This window comes from Methylobacter sp. sgz302048 (assembly GCF_052162025.1).
Classification (GTDB): Bacteria; Pseudomonadota; Gammaproteobacteria; order Methylococcales; family Methylomonadaceae; genus Methylobacter.
The window spans coordinates 2,635,049-2,652,455 of sequence record NZ_CP197401.1 but is presented as its reverse complement, the minus strand read 5'-3'; the positions used below and the strand labels follow the sequence as shown (position 1 = coordinate 2,652,455).

Below are 17,407 nucleotides of genomic sequence, written 5' to 3'. Positions count from 1 at the left end.
ACTCGGATCATTATGTTCGTCATAACCAAATCACAAAAGCAGCAATTGTCCGACCAGTTTATCGATCGACAGACTGATCGCTATGTTCGAGACGCCGTCGCAGCATGGTTGGCTTTCAAACCGCAGTGGGAAAGTGAATTTCAGGCAGGACATGTTCTGGAATTGGAGCAAATCTACAATATTGCCAATTGGCTGTTTGACTGGGGGCAGTCAAATGGATTTACCCGACAGGCAGCTTATATTGCATTGACCGTTTTGGTTCTCAAAGCAATACATTTAGGTGGCGATGATCGATATGTAAACAGAATGTTGGCAACCATTAAAAGCTATGGCGATGAAGAAGAGGAAATAGAGGCCGCTTTGATTTGGCTTGACTATGCCGTGGGATCAAGAATCGGCCTGCCGGCAAAGAATTAATAATCTGGAAGAATCCTTGGCTTGAACGGGTAAATATTAGCTGAATATAAACAAATGGCTCCAGCGGGTCCAAGAACTAAAATCCGGCATTTCTCTGAACCACTGCCTTTTAGTGACTACAAAAACCAGTCAATGGATGTGATTATGTGCATGGTAAGTATTAAAAAGGCGTCAAGGTGGATCATGTTTTTATCCTATAAACCGGCACCAGCTTGCAGGATGAAATCGAAAATAAAAATACAGCAGGAATTAATTTATGGCTAGATCAAGACGATCGAGAAGAAGGCTTCCACAGCCGCTGACGGAAGAAGAGCGGCAGAACCTTCAACCGGTGGCCGTCGAGTGGCAAGAGAGGCTGAGCACTATGACTCCGGCAGAAAAGGCAGAAGTTCTGTTAACTGCAAACCGGATTCGTCCAGGCATGGTTTCTGATGGCGTTTACCAGCCATGCCCGAACGAAAGGGGACCGAGCAAACTAAACTGTGTTAGTCCTACCGTTAAAATGGGCATTAGCGAGGCTGCGAAGCAAAAAATTCTGCATGACGCTCAAGCGGAGACTGGCAAAACCATGCGTGCCGATATTGATAAGATTTTAGGCTGGGAGGATAACTATGGCGGCGCTTATGTGCCTTGGGCTCCGGCATTCGAGCAAAGAAGGGTTAACCTCGGCACTCGTTCCATTAATGTTTTGCAGCCTTCCACAGCGCGCGATAGAGGGGCACTCAGTGGCTGGAGTGTTGGTGAATCTTTAAATCGTGCCGGTGTTACGGTGGGTGCGGGGGTCGATCTGGGGCAAAAATCAGAGAGAGACATCGATCGCTTGGTGGATGATGGCGTTGCTGGTACCAGACTATTGAATGCTGAACAGGCTCAGGCGCTTAAAGATAAATTAAAGCCGTACGCGGGCAAAACCCGCGCAGAAGCTTGCCAGTACCTGCGCATGCACCCGCTGACCTTGAACCAAAACGAAGTGGATACCTTGAATTACAGTTCTTTAAAAGATCACTTAAAAAGGGCTGTAGAACAATATGAATCGCGTCGTGACAGATTGAGAGGTGTTTCTTTCGATGATCTTGATAGAGAGGAACAAACAACTGTTTTATCAAAAGTATATCACACGGGTACTATCAATAGAGGGCTGGCTAAGGCAATTTCAATACGAGACCAGAATGAAATCTTTACTCGACTAAGAGAGAGGGATAGAGAATATTCTTATTTAAGAGCTCATTTCAATGCTGGAAATCTTTTAACCGAGGATACCTTGCTGCAGGGAAATAATCCATGAATCCAGGCAAATTTCTTTTTACGTTATTTATTATTTTGTTTCATCTCACCATTCAATCTGCCGAATCCGGAGAATCCCAAAACATGCTTGAGCCCAAAATTGGCGGCCGTTGGAAAGTGGCCGAAGTCTATATTGTAAAAGACGACAACAAACTGACGCCCTATGACATCACGAATCTGTATTGGAATGATATTGATAATGTTGTTCTGCCCACTGGCTTGGAAGTCAGCTTCTTCCCGGACCGGGACCCGATTACGGGAGAGGCGCTTTCCATTATGGAAATGCATACCATGGGCGACAAGACCTTGTGCAGACATAAAATTTTTGGATACGGCTATAGGCCTGGGGCATGCGATCAATTTCCTGAAACCATCAGAAAAGAATTCAACCTGTGGTTTCAGCGCGAACCGGATTCTCTTGAGGAGTTCAAAATCGTAGGCGCTAGTAAAGATGACATTCTTTACGAAGTGCGCATAGGTAATGACTGGTTCGCCCAGTTCTTCGTGTCACATGATAATCAAACGATGTGGTCCAACCTGGCTCTCGTAGAACTTAAAGATGGAAAGCGGATGCCTGGATCAGACGTATATCCCGGCTACCAGCGCTGGGTCCGGTTGAAATAGCTGTAGCCAAATACTTTCGTTACTCGGCTAAAGTTATATCGGACTTTGACAGATCCCGTATTGGCATTGCAGGGTACATTTAAGCAATCCTGAATAAATTGATTTCGTCCATAATTTGATAAGCTAACCTTTAATAAAAATCGACCATTTACCGTTTATCCCGAGTTTAAGGAGTCTCTATGCCCCCCGCCGCCCGAATTTCCGATATGCACACTTGTCCGATGGTTACCGGCACCGTTCCGCACGTCGGCGGCCCTATAGCCGCCGGTTGCCCGACCGTGATGATCGGCTATCTGCCGGCCGCCCGTGTCGGCGACACCTGCGTTTGCGTGGGACCGCCCGACACGATCGCCCAGGGCTCGGCCACCGTCATGATCGGCAATATGCCCGCCGCGCGAATGGGCGATATGACCGCGCATGGCGGCGTGATCATAGGCGGGAGTCCTACGGTGATCATCGGGGGATAAGCAGAAGCAGATTATCAAGAGGAATATAACAAAGGAAAAATAAGAAAGTGAGTAATTTGGATACAGCCATTGCAATATCATCTCGAGCTCATGCTGGCCAGATAGACAAAGCCGGTCAGCCTTACATCCTGCATCCTCTACGGATAATGTTCAAATTTCAAAGCGAGCACGAAAGAATTGTTGCCGTTTTACACGATGTTATCGAAGATAGTGAGATTTCGCTTGATGATTTAAAGAGGTTAGGTTTCTCGACGACAATTATTGAGGCTATCGACTGTTTGACAAAGAGGAATGGTGAAACTTATGAAGAATTTATTTCACGCGTATCTCTTAATGATTTGGCTAGAAAAATAAAAATCGAAGACATTAAAGATAATATGGATTTGACCAGAATTGACTCAATTAATGATATAGATCTGGCAAGAATAAAAAAATATCACCGAGCGCTAAAGTTTCTAAGTAAATCTTGAATATATGCCTCGTAATGATTAGAGGTCATAACTTTGTTGACCTTCCTCTTTAGAGTCGGACATCTATTTTTTTATAAAGGAGATACCGTCCTAAAATATTTTTCCAAATCCACGAAATCCATACAGGATGGCGTTGCTGCAAGATATAAACAAGAGCGCAAATGCACCAAACACATGTTGCAGACAGAAAAATCAATAACATTATGCTCAATCATAAATATATCCTTGCTATATCCTTATTACTAACTGCTAATCTTGTCCAGGCAGAGGTCACCGCGCCATCGTTCAACTGTAAAAAGGCAACAACAGCGGTTGAAAAAACAATTTGCGCCAACGATACGCTGGCTCGGCTAGATCGCAAGCTGGGCGAAATATGGAAAAGTTTTATCGACGCGTTTAATGATGATGCCTTTAAATCCCGTTTACGCCAGGATCAGGCCCTATGGGTCAAATTGCGCGATAAATGTCAAAACGATGTCGATTGTATTTCAAACGCTTACCAACAACGTCTCGCCGTATTCGGTGCAGATAAAAAGCTATCTGTGCTTGCCGGCCAATATGAAAAAAAGGATATTGGCATAATGACCGTTTATCCGACAGAAGATAAAAATTATCTGATAACTATCCAGACCGCTGACCCAGAGCAAGGCGCTTGGACTTGTGAGATTACGGGCACCGCGACTGAAAACGGCAATCAATTACTAATAACTGTCGGCACTGACCATTTTACAGCGCGATTAACAGATGCAGATGCCATCACTATCGATCCGAATACAGAGTCCTTTAAAGCAGCTGAAAATAACTGTGGCCTAAATGGTGGTTTTTTCTATACCTACCACAAAATTGAATGACAAGTAGCTGGTTCTGTTGACATTTCACCGCAGCCAAATAGCATGGGGAGAGAATTTCGCAGGGTTTATTGGAAAGATGCTTTATCATAATTCATTTCCGTTGTTCATCAATCTCTGCACGCACAATCATGCCAATCAAAAACAGACAAATGCCGGTTTCCAGCATGGCCGAGAATAGCCTTGAACAACAGGCGATGTCCCAGGCAAACGCCGGTAAATACAAAAAAGCGATTGAGCTGTACACAAATTTATTGCAGGGCGCCGACAACAGCGAGTGGCGTCGGCAATTGGCTTATTGTTACCTGCAAAGCGCCCTGGCGTTTGCTGCAAAGGGTCTGTACAAGAAAGCGCTGGCGTCATGGGAAAACTATAGCCAATATGCCCAGCCGCCTTACGAGAAATACGATCACTACATTACCTGGCTAATTAAAATCAAAGACTCAGCCCGGGTTCAGCCATGCCTGGCGCAGTTATCCGCCCGGCAACTGGATAAAGAATATCCCGAACTGGCCGCCTTGCTGGGCTTGCTGATTATTGCCGATCATCCTGAATTTCAGCAGGTCTTGCCGCCAGACTCCGACTTTATAGCGCATTTAGCGAACGTGCAGACGGCATTGCTGGCCTATCAGGAAAACAACCTGAGCGGCATGGATGAAGCGCTAAAACAACTGCCCTACCGTTCGGCATTCCGGGATTTCCGCACATTGCTAAAAGCGGCGGCTGCAGTATCCGTCACGCCTGGGGAAGCGCAGGCATCGCTGGCCAAAATCCCGCTTCACTCTCCCTATGCGCAAGCCGCTGGCCTGTTGCTGGTCTGCACTCTGAAAGGCTCAGCGTTGGTTCGGGAGATGTTAAAGCTTAATCCTCAGCAACGTGAGCTTATCGGGAAAATAGCAGGGCTGCAGCGAGAGCAGCTCGAGCTTATCGGGCAGTTAAGCCAGCAAAAAAATGACTGGTCCGACCAGATGAAATTTGATCTGGCTCTTCACTACCGATCGCTCTGCGGTTCGGAACTGGCGCAGCGCTTCTGTCTTGCCATGCTGGTCCGGCATTCATCCGGCCAACAGGACTTCAACAGCGCCTTCGGCCCGATCGGTGAATTCGAACAAAACCGGTTAACGGCTCTGGCCTGCGAGCGTGAAGACAACAGTTACGATGCCGAATATCATTGGCGGCAATGCATGGAAGTCCTGGCAAGGGAAGGCTCCGGCAATGCCTTGAAAATAGCGTTGATTTTGCGCCATATTGCGGAAAATCAGCCAGATGCCGAGGAAAAAATCCAGTTGCTGATTGAAAGCCTGGAGCATGATCCTGACGATCAAGGCAGCTATCTGCAGATCCTGGGCTACTACGGTCAGTTCCCGGACACAGCCGGCACCTTTAAACAATGGCTGGGCAAAGCCCTCGCCCGGTTCCTGCGGGACCTTGACGTGCTGACTCTGGCGCTTCAGGCAGCCATGCGCGATAAGGCCCCTGAAGAAGCCGGTCAATATGCACAGAAAATACTAGCTATCGATCCGCTTAATACGGTTGCCAAACAAGCGCTATTTTTAAGCCATTTAGCGCATGCGCGCAATCTGCTGCAGAGCAGGGCATATCCGTCGGTTGAAAATGAAATTCAGCAATCGGAAAGCCTGAAATTGGGTAAAAGTTATATCTTTCAGGCTCAGCTCATGCGGGGGCTTTTGGTTTTTGCGAGCCAGGATAAAAGACAGGGCTTGCAACATATAACCGAGGCTTTGAGCCAGCTCAATACGGACCCGGTCAATATGCATTTTCAGGCCGCCATGGAAGCGCTTTTAACGGGCCTGCCTGTCGCGACGCTTCTGCGGGAGTTGCCGCCCGCAAAAGATCATGTGCTATCGGCGCAGGAACTGGCCCGGTTGATTGAACGGCTAAAGCGGTACGATCAGGAGTCGGACACTCAGGGGCAACTGCACAAGGCGCTGGAGAAAATCAAGGCCGCCCTGAAAAAATCGCTGCAGCAGGAGGATTATGCTGAAAGCCTGCTGCTGGCGTTATGCGAGACGCTGGACGGCATTAAGCACTTCGAATTGTTGCGCCATTGCTCGAAACGGGCGCAGTCCAGCTGGCAAAAGCCTATCTGGATCTATTACGGGATTTATTCTGAGACCGACGGCGACCCCGAACACTGCTCCTTTATTGACCGATTGCGCCTGGAGGACAATCGCGAAAAAGCCAGGCTGGAGAAGGATCATCGCGCCGCAATGCTGATCGGCCATTACCTGGACGGCTATCGCCAAGCGCATCCGGTGAAAGCGATGCGCTTTCTCGACAATCTGTTTTCTTCGGCTGAACAGAATAATCCGGAAGATCCGTTTGATAAGCTTTTCGGCCATTTGTCTTATGAGACATTCCACAAGCTCAATAAAAAGCTGGCATCCTTATCCAAGAAAACATCGCCGGAACGGCTTGTTCAAGAGCTGAACAGCGCGAATGGCGACAAAGTTCTGCAAGCTATCATGATAAATCCTGATCTATTCACGGCGCTGATGGTAGTGAAAGCGGCAGATGCTTTAGGCATCGCCATCAATGTCAGCGTAGAGGATGTCCTGGCGTGCTTCAATGTAAGCAAAAAATCCGGCTTTTCTCTTTTTAATCTCGGTAAATCATCATGAAAAACCCTTACGAAATACTTGAGGTTGCAGCCGACGCAACCGATGCTGCAATCAAGCAGGCTTATTTAGAGAAAGTTAAGGACAATCCGCCTGATCGCGATCAGGAACGGTTCCAGCTGATACATAACGCTTATCTGTCGATAAAGGACCACAAAAGCCGGCTGAGCCATACCTTGTTCAGTGTCCCGACCGCTGACTTCGATGAATTGCTCGATCAAGCCCTGCACGTAACGCAAGCCCCGCAGGTCAGGCCGGAACACTTTAAACAACTGCTGCGCGCAGGACTTGATGAGACAATGCGCCTTGACGCCAAACCTCATGCTAGAAAATCATGACCACCGACGCACAGAAAAACGAATTGCTCGAAGACTTCCGCAATTATCTGGAACAGAGTCGGCTCGAGCCGTTCACCGCACAGGAGCAGCCCGACCTGCACACCTTGCTGAGCGAAATGGCGGGCTTGAAAGCGGAAGTCAAGGCCGAATCCAGGCAGTTTAAAAGTGCGCTGGATACGCTCAGCTCGGCGCTGGCCACTGTGCAGGAGGATAATAGAGCCCTGGCGGCGGAGCTTGCCGTGCATGCTGAACGAATGGAGCAACAACAGCGTCAAATCATGCGCACCGTGCTGCTGGATATTGTCGAAATCTATGATCGGCTGGCCGCAGGGCTGGAAGCCTTGCAAAACTACAGGCCGGTCTCGTCGCTGTTCAAACATTCCAGAGACCAGGACGTACGGTTCATCAAGCACTTTAGGGAAGGGCAGGCGATGACGGTCAGGCGTTTCGAGCAGCTTCTGCGACAGTATCAGGTTCGGCCGATAGATTGTGTTGGCCAGTTATTCGATCCTGTTACCATGAGTGCGATTGATACAGGCTATGACCCAAAGCTCGAAAACGGCATCGTGCTGGAGGAACTGCGGAAAGGTTTTCTGCTCCAGGATCAGGTTCTGCGGCTGGCGGAAGTTAAAGTCAATAAAAATCAACGCTAGGGAACACTTATGAAAGACATCATCATTGGCATCGATTTAGGCACTACCAATTCGGAAGTTGCGGTTGTCGAGCAGGGGAAGGTCAGGGTTATCGCCGGCGACGGCAAAACAATCCTGCCTTCGTTTGTCGGCATCGATGACCACGGCAACATTCTGGTCGGTGAAACGGCGAAGAACCAATACCTGGTTTACCCGGAGCGCACCGTTAAATCCATCAAGCGCCTGATGGGGCAAGACATCCAGGTGCCATTGGCGGGCCAGTCCTATGCGCCGCAGGAAATTTCCGCGATCATTCTCAAACGCCTGAAAGCCATTGCCGAAAAGCACCTCGGGCAACCGATCGGCAAGGCCGTTATCACCGTGCCGGCTTATTTTTCCGACGCCCAGCGGCAAGCTACGCGCGAGGCCGGCGAAATTGCCGGGCTGGAAGTCGTGCGCATGATTAACGAGCCCACTGCGGCGGCGCTGGCTTACGGCGCCAGCCAGTCCGAAGCCAAACGCATGCTGGTGTATGACCTGGGCGGCGGCACGTTTGATGTGTCCGTGGTCAACATTCAGTCCGGCGTTGTCGAAGTGCTGTCCAGCCACGGCGACAATCACCTGGGCGGCGATGACTTTGATCAGAAAATCATAGAACACCTGCTCAAGCATCTGCAGAAAACCAGCCGTGTAGACGCCCGCGACCACAGCAAAGCCATGGCGCGCATCGCCCGGGCTGCGGAAAATGCAAAAATCCTGCTTTCCGATCAGCCTTATGCACAGATTGAGGAAGAGTATCTGCTGGAACATGAGGGATCGCCTGTCCATTTGTCGGTTGAGTTGTCTCGGATGGAATACGAGGCTATGATCGAGGACTATATCAATTCTACCCTGGATGCCGTGCACATCGCTCTGAAAGGGGCAAAACTGACCGCATCGGATATCGATGAAGTCATTTTGGTCGGCGGCTCCACCCGTACCCCTTGTGTACGGGAGCGCCTGTTCAGTGAATTCGGTTTCGAACCGCACGGCGAAGTCGACCCTGACTTATGCGTGGCCATGGGGGCAGCCATTCAGGCGGCCATGATCAGCGGCGAGCAAGTGGATACGGTGCTGGTCGACGTGACTCCGTACACCTATGGCACCAGCGCTATAGGCACATTGAACGGCGAGTTTTACCCTTTCATGTTCGTGCCGGTCATTCATAAGAACAGCGTGTTGCCGAACCGCAAAACCGAGGCCTTCATGACCAATTATGATGGTCAGGAATTCGTTGAAGTCGCCATTTATCAAGGCGAAGATCCCGATGCCTTAAATAATACCCTCATAGGCGAGTTTCGGGTTGAAGGTCTGCAAAATGTGGCAGCCGGCAACGTGATAACGCTGACGCTGGCTCTGGACCTCAACGGCATTCTGCACGTTTCGGCGCAGGAAAAAGCCACCGGTCTGGAAAAATCAATCGTCATTAAAAATGCCCTGTCGCGTTTTGAAAGCACCACACTGGATACCGCCAAGCAGCGCATCACGTCGTTATTCGGGCAATTGGAACACAATCCTGATGAGTTGGGCGAACCGGCACCTTTCGAAGAGCCGGCGGCGCCGGAAATCGAAGCCGCGCGCAGTGTGATGGCAAAAGCCGAAAGCTTGTTTGAGCGTGTCTCCGAGACGGACAAAGAAGATATGGTCGATTTGATCGGCACTATAACGGCGTGCATCAAAGCCAAGGATATCGAAGGCCTGAAAGAGCCGGTCGATCAATTGAACGACATTATCTACTATCTGGAATCCTGATGGAACGCTGCCCATGCTGCAATGCCCGCCTGGGCGGCGCGGCGCAATGCCCCCGATGTCAGGCTGATTTAGGCAACATGATAGCGGCCGAGCAATCCGCCCGGTTCTGGCTGTCCAAAGCGATACAGCACTGGCAGGACAACGAAGCCGGGCAAAGCGCCGGCGCTGTGGCGCTTTCGCTGCGCTTTAAAAAAACCGGGCTGGCACTTGTCTTCCGTGATTTCTTGATTCACCAGCAATGCCGGGAAATTTTGGCGTTACTGGCGCAAAAACAGCTGCTGTCTGCGAAACAACGGCTCTACAGTGTGCGCAATTTGTTTCCCCACAGTCAATTGTTGCAGCAATTGAACGCGTTCACTGATCATTTATTGGTACAAAATCAATAAAAAATACTTTTGTGGAGGCGCCTCCGACGCTGGAGGCGTATGCATTCCTACAAGGTCTCGTATACTATTTCTTCCGGCAACGGAACTTGATGTCCTTTGCCATACATGCACTGGATATAGCCGATGTCATAACCTTGCTGGCCTTCCTCTTTAGAGTCGGGTTCTTTTTGCGGCGCCGTGATCAGTTCGTTGGCGTACTGCCTGCACGCCACATCATCAGCATGGAATTGGTTAAAGTCTTTGTCGTCGCCTGGCAGCACCAATACGCTGGGGCCTGCCGGCATTGTCGAGCATGAGTTGAGTATAAAGATGAACATTAAGGATTTTAAAGTCCGCAACATTTTTTAATCCCTCCGTTAAGGAACGATCTTTTTCCAGGGAATGGGCACTTCCTTACTTGAGAAGCGTATATTTTGAGCATGGGATTAATTAAATTAGAGCCATCGTGAGGCATGTGTTTGCACATTGATCTTAATATCAACGCCGCCTTAGGCCGCCAAAGCCCCCGCCGCTGAATCCTCTGCTGCGGCCGCTGCCTCTGTTGGGGCTTCCCCAACCGTAATTTCTGGGGCCATATTGATAGTATCGATATGGCTTGTGGCCATAATAATAAGGATGATAGCCATAAGGGCGATACCCATAATAACTATACGGGCGGTAAGGATAATAGCTATAAGACCCTAAACCCAAGCCAAAACCGTAATAAGGGCCATCTCCGCCGTAAAATCCTACCTGCCCATAAGGTTGAGCATAGAAAGCGCAGCTTTGAATCATAAAGGCAAGCCCAATTATGGCCAACGAAGATATAACTCGCTTTTTCATAATTGCCTCTCTTTGCGGGCAAGTATTTACTGAATTAAAATGAGGTTCGGGTGTTTTTGCAGCGCCGCTGCCTGTGTCCATGGAGGGCTCATTCAGAGTTCTTTGTTACATTCTTCCGGTATTCTTCCGGTATGGAATCATATACATCGGTAAAGTGAATCACGCCTTCTGCATCGGTATAGCGGTAGATCACCCTATTGCCCGGTGTCTGGTCAACGAGAGTTTCCGGGCTTGGATTAACATTTAATCCAAGCTTGGCCTTGATATCACCGAAAAGCTTCAGCGCCTGATCCTTTTTGAGAGCGATTTTCTTTTGATCGCTGGCGGCGGAAATTCCCTTCTCGATATCATTTAGCACGACCGGAGTGATCGGGCGCTCCGAAACCCACCCATTTGAAGGTTTTATGCCCAGATTGCTCAATAGTTCTTCGGCTTTTGTTCCGCCAGAAATAGGGCCAAGCTTTAACGCTTCAGCAAGTTGAACAGCGAAGGTACCTTCAGGAACTTGCGTTTGCTCTGCCGATGGCCAGCTGGCGCCATCCTGGTGGGTTGAAGGCGTTGGAAACGGCTCGACAAGCTCTTCGTCTTGTCCATAAGAGGCTGTCAAAGGCAGACACAAGGCAACAAGAAGAACGCTTAGGTCGCGAATGAAGTGCCATTTAAAGTCATGTGCGAACATGATTGACACACCTTCTGGAAATAAAATTTTCGACTATGCGATCGGGTGGTTGTTCAATGGCTTTCAGTCGGGAATCCGTACAGTTGCCGCACAATCTATCTCGGATCGGAATTTCTTGCCGGCATTTTTCAGAAGTTCGCAACACACTCTCAAAAAGTCACTATTTAATTTAACTCGATATCAAATTGAACCTTTAGCGTTTTCAAGGGATCAACTATTGAGTATTTGAACTGACAAAAACTCCAATTAAGTGATTCTTAGCTCGAAATTTATCTTTTATGAGGAGGCATTTATGAAAATGAGCAGCAATATAGCGATACTAATAGCCGGTTCTTTAGCCGCAACTACACCTTTATTTGCGAAGGATGTGCCTGATGATGGAATCAGTTCATCGAGCGCATCGGGTACAAATGGCACATCAGGCACAAGCGGCCTATCAGGTACAAATGGCACATCGGGTACAAATGGTACATCAGGTACAAGCGGCCTGTCAGGTACGAATGGCACGTCAGGTACAAACGGCGCATCAGGCGACATTGATCCCAGGAAAAAAGTTGTAGCCGGTTTTAGTGATAAATTATTGGTCATCCCTTGTGTTGATGTGAGAAATTCTCCATTTGATGGACGTTACAACGTATTGATGAGCTTGGCCGGCGATGGCAGCGGCTTTGACTGGAAGCTTAAACGCGCTGAGCGCACAACGGATCCGATCTGTGAAAATCCGTTTGATGATGATATCGATACCGACGATGTGCTGGCCGCCATCGGCATGCCGAGCGTTTCGGTGTTCAAAGGCGAGGATGGAACTGGCAAAACATTGGAAGTCACGATAGATTATGACCTGCGCAAGAAAGTGAGCAAGAAAGTGAGGGTTAGTTTTGACGATAGCCTGTTGGTGATTCCTTGCGTCGACGTACAACAGACAATCTTCGCCGGACATTACAATGTCGTGATGGAAAAAAATCCGAATAATGTCGAGGAGTGGAAAGTCAGGGAGGCTAAACCTACTACAACTTGCGATGGAACATCGGCCGGAGAAAGTAATCTGGAAATTACTCTTGATTATGTTTTACAAAGCATCAATATGGCAAAATAATTTTATAAATCTGTAAAGATCGCGTCATCCGTACCTATCCTTGAGATTGCAAACGCGGATGACGCATTTTCTCGCGTTCGAGAGCATTGTAAACAGCACGGATAGAGGTCGCTGTCGAATCGCCCAACAATCGCCGGATTTGTTCACTATGGGCAAAAGCAAACGCAAAAAACAATTCAATTTCCGGAAAGAATTGCCGGTGAATATCTGCCGCTTCAGTTTTATTGACGGTGCGTCGATCGAAATAATTGGCAACGTTCATGAATTCTATTTAGTGCAGTTTATTGATACGGCAAACGATGAAGTCGTGCATCAGGGCGTAATACAGAACAACCAATGGATTCGCACAGCGCGAAGCTATTTTACGAAATGGAAAATCAATATTTTCAGAAAATCCGATAATGCCCAGGTATTCAGTCATGTTTATGATTGTAAAGACCAGAGAGTCTATATTGCCTTGGAATCTAAAGCACTGGGCGATACGCTGGCATGGCTGCATTCAGTAGAAGAATTCAGGGAAAAACATGCGTGCCAAATGGTCTGTTCGACCTTTATGAACGATTTGTTCGCGGAAAAATATCCTGAAATTGAATTCGTTGAACCCGGCGTAGTCGTGAGTGACTTGTATGCCATGTATCGTCTCGGATGGTTTTATGATGCCTATGGGAATATCGATTACAACAAGAATGTCAGAAATTTTCGTGAACAACCTTTGGGCGAAACGGCTTCCGACATTCTCGGCCTGGATTATTCAGGCAACCGGCCTCGCATCAAAGAAGTGGATTTGCCTCGGCCCATGGCTCAGGACTATGTCTGCATTGCCGTTCATTCCACAGCCCAGGCCAAGTACTGGAATAACAGGACGGGATGGGAGAAAACCGTCCGGGTTCTGAATGATAGCGGCTATCAGGTCGTGCTTTTGTCGAAAGAGGGGCATGAGCACATGAACAATAAAGCGCCGGATGGAATTATTTATATTCCGGAAGGTCCTCTCGAACAGATTATCAATTATCTGAAGCATGCAAAGCTGTTTATAGGAATCGGCAGCGGGCTAAGCTGGCTGTCCTGGGCTGTCGGATGTCCGACTTGTCTGATTAGCGGATTTTCATATCCTTATTCCGAAATGAAAGACTGCATCAGGATTTCCCCGGATGAGCCGGTATGCAGCGGATGTTTCAACAGGTACAGACTCGATCCCGGCGACTGGAACTGGTGCCCGGACCATAAAAATACGGCCAGAGCATTCGAATGTACAACAAGCATCACTGCGGAACAGGTTATATCGGCTCTCCAAAAAGCCGGGCATGCGCTCAGGCCAAACGGGTGCAATACCGTTTGAGGAATAGTCTGAACCGATCTGGTTTGTAGAGATTATTCATCTCCTGTTCATCGGATGAAGTTAAGATTAGTTACCTTTAAGCTTTATGGATAATCAGGATGAAAAAAATATTGCTGCTGTTTGGTTTTCTCATTTTTGCCGGCACGGCCAATGCAGCCATGAGATGCGGGAAGTGGGTCATCGAGAGAGGTGATCATGAGACAGAGGTTCTGCAAAAATGCGGCGAACCCGAATACATGGATGAGCGGATAGGCTATAGGGGAGAGCGTTTACGACATCCGGGCGGTTCGCTTGAAATTGAAGGCTTTCAGCAGGTTATCATCCATGAGTGGATTTACAATTTCGGACCGAGACGGCTTAAGCAGCGCCTATTGTTTGAGGACGGCATACTGAAAGAGATAAATGACCTTGAGCGTGGCTATTGAAAATAAATGATCCTGCCCGCTATAAACTTTCAAAAAATACTAATCGCCATTTCATGCTGTCTGCATCTATCGGCATGCGCCGAGTTTAAGGAAGCGGGCAGAACCATAGGGCATACTACGCGCGATGTGACCCGAGAGATCGGCCACGGCACGCGCGATGCGGCCAAATCGATCGGCAGAGGCACTAAAAGAGTGGTCAAATCAGTGACCGCAGAAGGGGAATAAATTCCTTGCAGACATTCATCAGGCTGGATGTAAACTGTCGATAGGTTTAATATCTTCGATTTAGTTAAAACATTTTCGGATTAAACTGATAAATGCCGCTATTGAATGATAGAAATGCAAGGATGGGAAAACTGATGGCTTATGGCTTAGCTATATTGCTGAGTTTCTTTAGTAGCCAAATTTGTGCCGAGCCTCATGATTATCAGATTGAATTGATAGTTTTTGCTCAGAATATGCCTAATACCGAGGTATTTGAGCAAACAGAGAGCCAAATTGAATGGCCGGCCGACCTGACTGAATTGTCAGCTTATAAAAAAGCCGATACGCTATCGCTTGGCAATGCTTATGCGGCCTTATCGAAAGATCCCGTTTATACGCCTGTTATGCATGTCGCCTGGCTTCAGACCGTTGCAGAAGGCGCATCGGGCAGTCCTGTTCATATCCAGAGCGCTGAAGGGGGATTGAACGGCTTTGTTCACATCCAGCGCGGCCAGACGCTGCAGTTGGTTGTCGACCTGGAATACACGCCCGCCCAGATTAACAATGAAGCGCTTGTTTACCGCTTAAATGAAAACAGACGCATTAAACTGAACGAGGTTCATTATCTGGATCATCCCAAATTCGGCGTTGTCGCCAAAGTAAGCCAGCTATAGAAGATGCAGGGCACAAGTGAAGCATTTCTGCAGCAGGCCGTCCGGCATGCTGTTGACGCCAGCACACCCTTGAAGATTGTCGGCGGCAACAGCAAGGCTTTTCTCGGCAGGGAAACGGCAGGGTTGCTGTTAAGTACCCTGCAGCATCAAGGCATCGTTAATTATCATCCTTCCGAGCTGATCATTACCGCCCGCGCCGGCACACCCTTGTCGGAGATAGAACAAACCCTGGCAGAACAAGGCCAAATGCTGGCGTTTGAACCGCCGCATTTCTCGGATCAGGCAACCTTGGGAGGGACACTCGCTTGCGGACTGTCCGGGCCGAGGCGTCCTTTTACCGGAGCGGCACGGGATTTCGTCCTGGGTTGCAAGCTCATCAACGGCAAGGCGGAAATCATATCGTTCGGCGGCGAGGTCATGAAAAATGTGGCCGGTTACGATGTATCGCGCCTGATGGTCGGCGCCATGGGCACGCTGGGCGTGTTGTTGGAAGTTTCCCTGAAAGTGCTGCCGTTGCCTGCGCTTGAACAGACGATCTGCTTCGAACTGGATATTGTCGCTGCGATCAGTAAGATGACGGAACTGGCTTCGCAATCGCTGCCGGTTTCCGGCTTAAGTTACTATGACGGCATTTTATATGTCAGGTTATCCGGCGGCGAAAAAGCAGTCAAAGCGTCCGCCGGTAAACTGGGCGGCAATAAGGCTATGACTGATCATTCGTTTTGGCGGCATCTAAACGAGCAGCGCCTTGATTTCTTTCAAGGCGACATGAACTTATGGCGCATCGTCGTGCCTCCCGCCGCCGCAGAACTGGATCTGGCCGGCGCCTGGCTTTATGACTGGGGCGGCGGTCAGCGCTGGTTGAAGTCGGAAGAACCGGCGCAACGCGTTTTTTCGGCTGCTGAAAACGCGCAGGGGCACGCGGTTTTGTTCCGAAGCACGGACCGTACCGGCGATGTCTTTCAGCCGTTAAGCGGCAAGCTGCAAGAGCTCAACCGGAACATAAAGCAGGCGTTCGATCCCTCAGGCATCTTCAATCCGAACAGAATGTACAGGGATTGGTAAATGCAGACTAATCTGGCCGAATTCGTCAAGAAAAAGCCCGAGCACGACGAGCTGGAGGGGATCTTGCGCGCCTGCGTGCATTGCGGTTTTTGTAATGCAACCTGTCCGACTTATCAATTATTAGGCGATGAGCTCGACGGTCCGCGCGGGCGGATTTATCTGTTAAAACAGATGCTGGAAGGCGAGCCCGTCACGCGCATAACGCAACAGCATCTGGATCGCTGCCTGAGTTGCCGGTCCTGCGAGACGACCTGTCCTTCGGGTGTTCGCTATGGACGCTTGCTTGATCTGGGACGGGTTATGCTGGATGAGCGGGTAGGGCGCGCAGCCGGGCAGAAAATACTGCGGGGATTGATCAAAGCGGTCTTGCCTTATCGGAACCGTTTCGGCGCTTTGCTGCATGGCGTTCGGCTGATCAGGCCGGTTTTGCCGCAAACGCTAAAAAATAAAATCCCAGACAGAACAAAAGTCCCTGATTGGCCTGAAGCGGTTCATGCCCGGAAAATGCTGATCATGCCGGGCTGTGTGCAGCAAGCGCTGGCGCCGTCAATTGATGCGGCAACAGCCGGAGTTCTGGATAAACTGGGTATTTCATTGATTCAAGTGAGGGCAGCCGGTTGCTGCGGCGCTTTGGATTACCATTTGTCCGATCATGAAAAAGCGCTGGCGTTTGCGCGTAAAAACATCGATGCCTGCTGGCCTTATATTGAGCAAGGCGCGGAAGCCATTGTCATGACAGCGAGCGGTTGCGGCGTCATGGTGCAAGATTACGGTGAGTTATTAAGGCATGACCATGATTACGCTGAAAAAGCAATGCGATTTTCGGCACTGGTCAAGGATGTCAGCGTCGTGCTAATGTTGGAGGACCTGTCCCAATTTAAAGGCGATGGCAGAAAAGTTGCCTTTCAATCGCCTTGCACGCTACAACACGGGCAAAAAATAACCGGAACTGTGGAAGCGATACTCGAAAAAGTCGGTTATCGGCTGACGGCCGTCGCCGACGCGCATCTTTGCTGTGGTTCTGCGGGTGTTTACTCCTTGCTGGAGCCGGCTTTATCCCGGCAATTATTGCATAATAAACTGCAGGCGCTTCAGGCGAATGAGCCTGATCTCATTGTGACGGCCAACATAGGCTGCCTGAACCATCTGCAATCGGCCGGCTCCGGAAAGGTGTTGCATTGGATTGAATTGTTGCTTTGCTAAATAG

Annotated in this window: 21 protein-coding genes; 18 read left to right on the top strand and 3 right to left on the bottom strand. The window is 49.2% G+C overall.

Annotated features, from left to right (window positions below):
- The first annotated feature begins 12 nt into the window (after positions 1-12).
- From ACTNE6_RS12075 to ACTNE6_RS12025, 11 genes are all read left to right on the top strand, one after another.
- Complete coding sequence (locus tag ACTNE6_RS12075) at positions 13-417, top strand: hypothetical protein (RefSeq protein ID WP_442496894.1); 405 nt, start codon at positions 13-15, stop codon at positions 415-417.
- A 256-nt stretch (positions 418-673) separates the two neighbouring features.
- Positions 674-1,702, top strand: coding sequence for a pesticin C-terminus-like muramidase (locus tag ACTNE6_RS12070; protein WP_442496893.1), 1,029 nt, complete (start codon positions 674-676; stop codon positions 1,700-1,702).
- Complete coding sequence (locus ACTNE6_RS12065; protein WP_442496892.1) at positions 1,699-2,325, top strand: hypothetical protein; 627 nt, start codon at positions 1,699-1,701, stop codon at positions 2,323-2,325. Before ACTNE6_RS12070 ends, ACTNE6_RS12065 begins: the two co-directional genes overlap by 4 nt.
- 179 nt (positions 2,326-2,504) lie before the next feature.
- Positions 2,505-2,792: a PAAR domain-containing protein gene (locus ACTNE6_RS12060; RefSeq protein WP_442496891.1), complete on the top strand. Its 288-nt coding sequence runs from the start codon at positions 2,505-2,507 to the stop codon at positions 2,790-2,792.
- 47 nt (positions 2,793-2,839) lie between these two features.
- The gene (locus ACTNE6_RS12055) at positions 2,840-3,262 is read left to right on the top strand and encodes a GTP pyrophosphokinase (protein WP_442496890.1); all 423 of its coding nucleotides are present in this window, start codon (positions 2,840-2,842) and stop codon (positions 3,260-3,262) included.
- Positions 3,263-3,423: 161 nt separating this feature from the next.
- The gene (locus tag ACTNE6_RS12050) at positions 3,424-4,113 is read left to right on the top strand and encodes a lysozyme inhibitor LprI family protein (RefSeq protein ID WP_442496889.1); all 690 of its coding nucleotides are present in this window, start codon (positions 3,424-3,426) and stop codon (positions 4,111-4,113) included.
- Between the two features lie 128 nt (positions 4,114-4,241).
- Positions 4,242-6,752: a hypothetical protein gene (locus tag ACTNE6_RS12045; protein ID WP_442496888.1), complete on the top strand. Its 2,511-nt coding sequence runs from the start codon at positions 4,242-4,244 to the stop codon at positions 6,750-6,752.
- On the top strand, positions 6,749-7,087 hold the full coding sequence (locus ACTNE6_RS12040) for a J domain-containing protein (RefSeq protein ID WP_442496887.1): 339 nt from the start codon (positions 6,749-6,751) through the stop codon (positions 7,085-7,087). Before ACTNE6_RS12045 ends, ACTNE6_RS12040 begins: the two co-directional genes overlap by 4 nt.
- Positions 7,084-7,740: a nucleotide exchange factor GrpE gene (locus tag ACTNE6_RS12035; protein ID WP_442496886.1), complete on the top strand. Its 657-nt coding sequence runs from the start codon at positions 7,084-7,086 to the stop codon at positions 7,738-7,740. Before ACTNE6_RS12040 ends, ACTNE6_RS12035 begins: the two co-directional genes overlap by 4 nt.
- 9 nt (positions 7,741-7,749) lie before the next feature.
- A complete protein-coding gene (locus ACTNE6_RS12030) occupies positions 7,750-9,510 on the top strand; it encodes an Hsp70 family protein (protein ID WP_442496885.1) in 1,761 nt (586 codons plus the stop codon).
- On the top strand, positions 9,510-9,896 hold the full coding sequence (locus ACTNE6_RS12025; RefSeq protein WP_442496884.1) for a hypothetical protein: 387 nt from the start codon (positions 9,510-9,512) through the stop codon (positions 9,894-9,896). Before ACTNE6_RS12030 ends, ACTNE6_RS12025 begins: the two co-directional genes overlap by 1 nt.
- Before the next feature lie 47 nt (positions 9,897-9,943).
- On the opposite strand, the gene ACTNE6_RS12020 is transcribed toward ACTNE6_RS12025, so the two are convergent.
- The 3 genes from ACTNE6_RS12020 to ACTNE6_RS12010 all read right to left on the bottom strand — a co-directional run bounded on the left by ACTNE6_RS12020 (position 9,944) and on the right by ACTNE6_RS12010 (position 11,397).
- Positions 9,944-10,213, bottom strand: a complete 270-nt coding sequence (locus ACTNE6_RS12020) for a hypothetical protein (RefSeq protein ID WP_442496883.1) — start codon at positions 10,211-10,213, stop codon at positions 9,944-9,946.
- 160 nt (positions 10,214-10,373) lie between these two features.
- The gene (locus tag ACTNE6_RS12015) at positions 10,374-10,799 is read right to left on the bottom strand and encodes a hypothetical protein (protein ID WP_442496882.1); all 426 of its coding nucleotides are present in this window, start codon (positions 10,797-10,799) and stop codon (positions 10,374-10,376) included.
- Positions 10,800-10,806: 7 nt separating this feature from the next.
- Positions 10,807-11,397, bottom strand: coding sequence for a hypothetical protein (locus ACTNE6_RS12010; RefSeq protein WP_442496881.1), 591 nt, complete (start codon positions 11,395-11,397; stop codon positions 10,807-10,809).
- Between the two features lie 292 nt (positions 11,398-11,689).
- Here ACTNE6_RS12010 and ACTNE6_RS12005 point away from each other — a divergent pair, with 292 nt between their 5' ends.
- The 7 genes from ACTNE6_RS12005 (at position 11,690) to glcF (ending at position 17,403) form a co-directional block, all read left to right on the top strand.
- Positions 11,690-12,493 (top strand): hypothetical protein, encoded by an 804-nt coding sequence (locus ACTNE6_RS12005; protein ID WP_442496880.1) that lies wholly within the window; start codon positions 11,690-11,692, stop codon positions 12,491-12,493.
- A gap of 58 nt (positions 12,494-12,551) precedes the next feature.
- Complete coding sequence (locus tag ACTNE6_RS12000; protein ID WP_442496879.1) at positions 12,552-13,832, top strand: autotransporter strand-loop-strand O-heptosyltransferase; 1,281 nt, start codon at positions 12,552-12,554, stop codon at positions 13,830-13,832.
- Positions 13,833-13,930: 98 nt separating this feature from the next.
- Complete coding sequence (locus ACTNE6_RS11995; RefSeq protein WP_194970102.1) at positions 13,931-14,257, top strand: DUF2845 domain-containing protein; 327 nt, start codon at positions 13,931-13,933, stop codon at positions 14,255-14,257.
- A 6-nt stretch (positions 14,258-14,263) separates the two neighbouring features.
- A complete protein-coding gene (locus tag ACTNE6_RS11990) occupies positions 14,264-14,482 on the top strand; it encodes a hypothetical protein (RefSeq protein WP_442496878.1) in 219 nt (72 codons plus the stop codon).
- Positions 14,483-14,694: 212 nt separating this feature from the next.
- A complete protein-coding gene (locus tag ACTNE6_RS11985) occupies positions 14,695-15,135 on the top strand; it encodes a CsiV family protein (protein ID WP_442496877.1) in 441 nt (146 codons plus the stop codon).
- Between the two features lie 3 nt (positions 15,136-15,138).
- Positions 15,139-16,200, top strand: coding sequence for a glycolate oxidase subunit GlcE (gene glcE / locus ACTNE6_RS11980; protein WP_442496876.1), 1,062 nt, complete (start codon positions 15,139-15,141; stop codon positions 16,198-16,200).
- Positions 16,201-17,403: a glycolate oxidase subunit GlcF gene (gene glcF / locus ACTNE6_RS11975; protein ID WP_442496875.1), complete on the top strand. Its 1,203-nt coding sequence runs from the start codon at positions 16,201-16,203 to the stop codon at positions 17,401-17,403.
- Positions 17,404-17,407 lie beyond the last annotated feature (4 nt).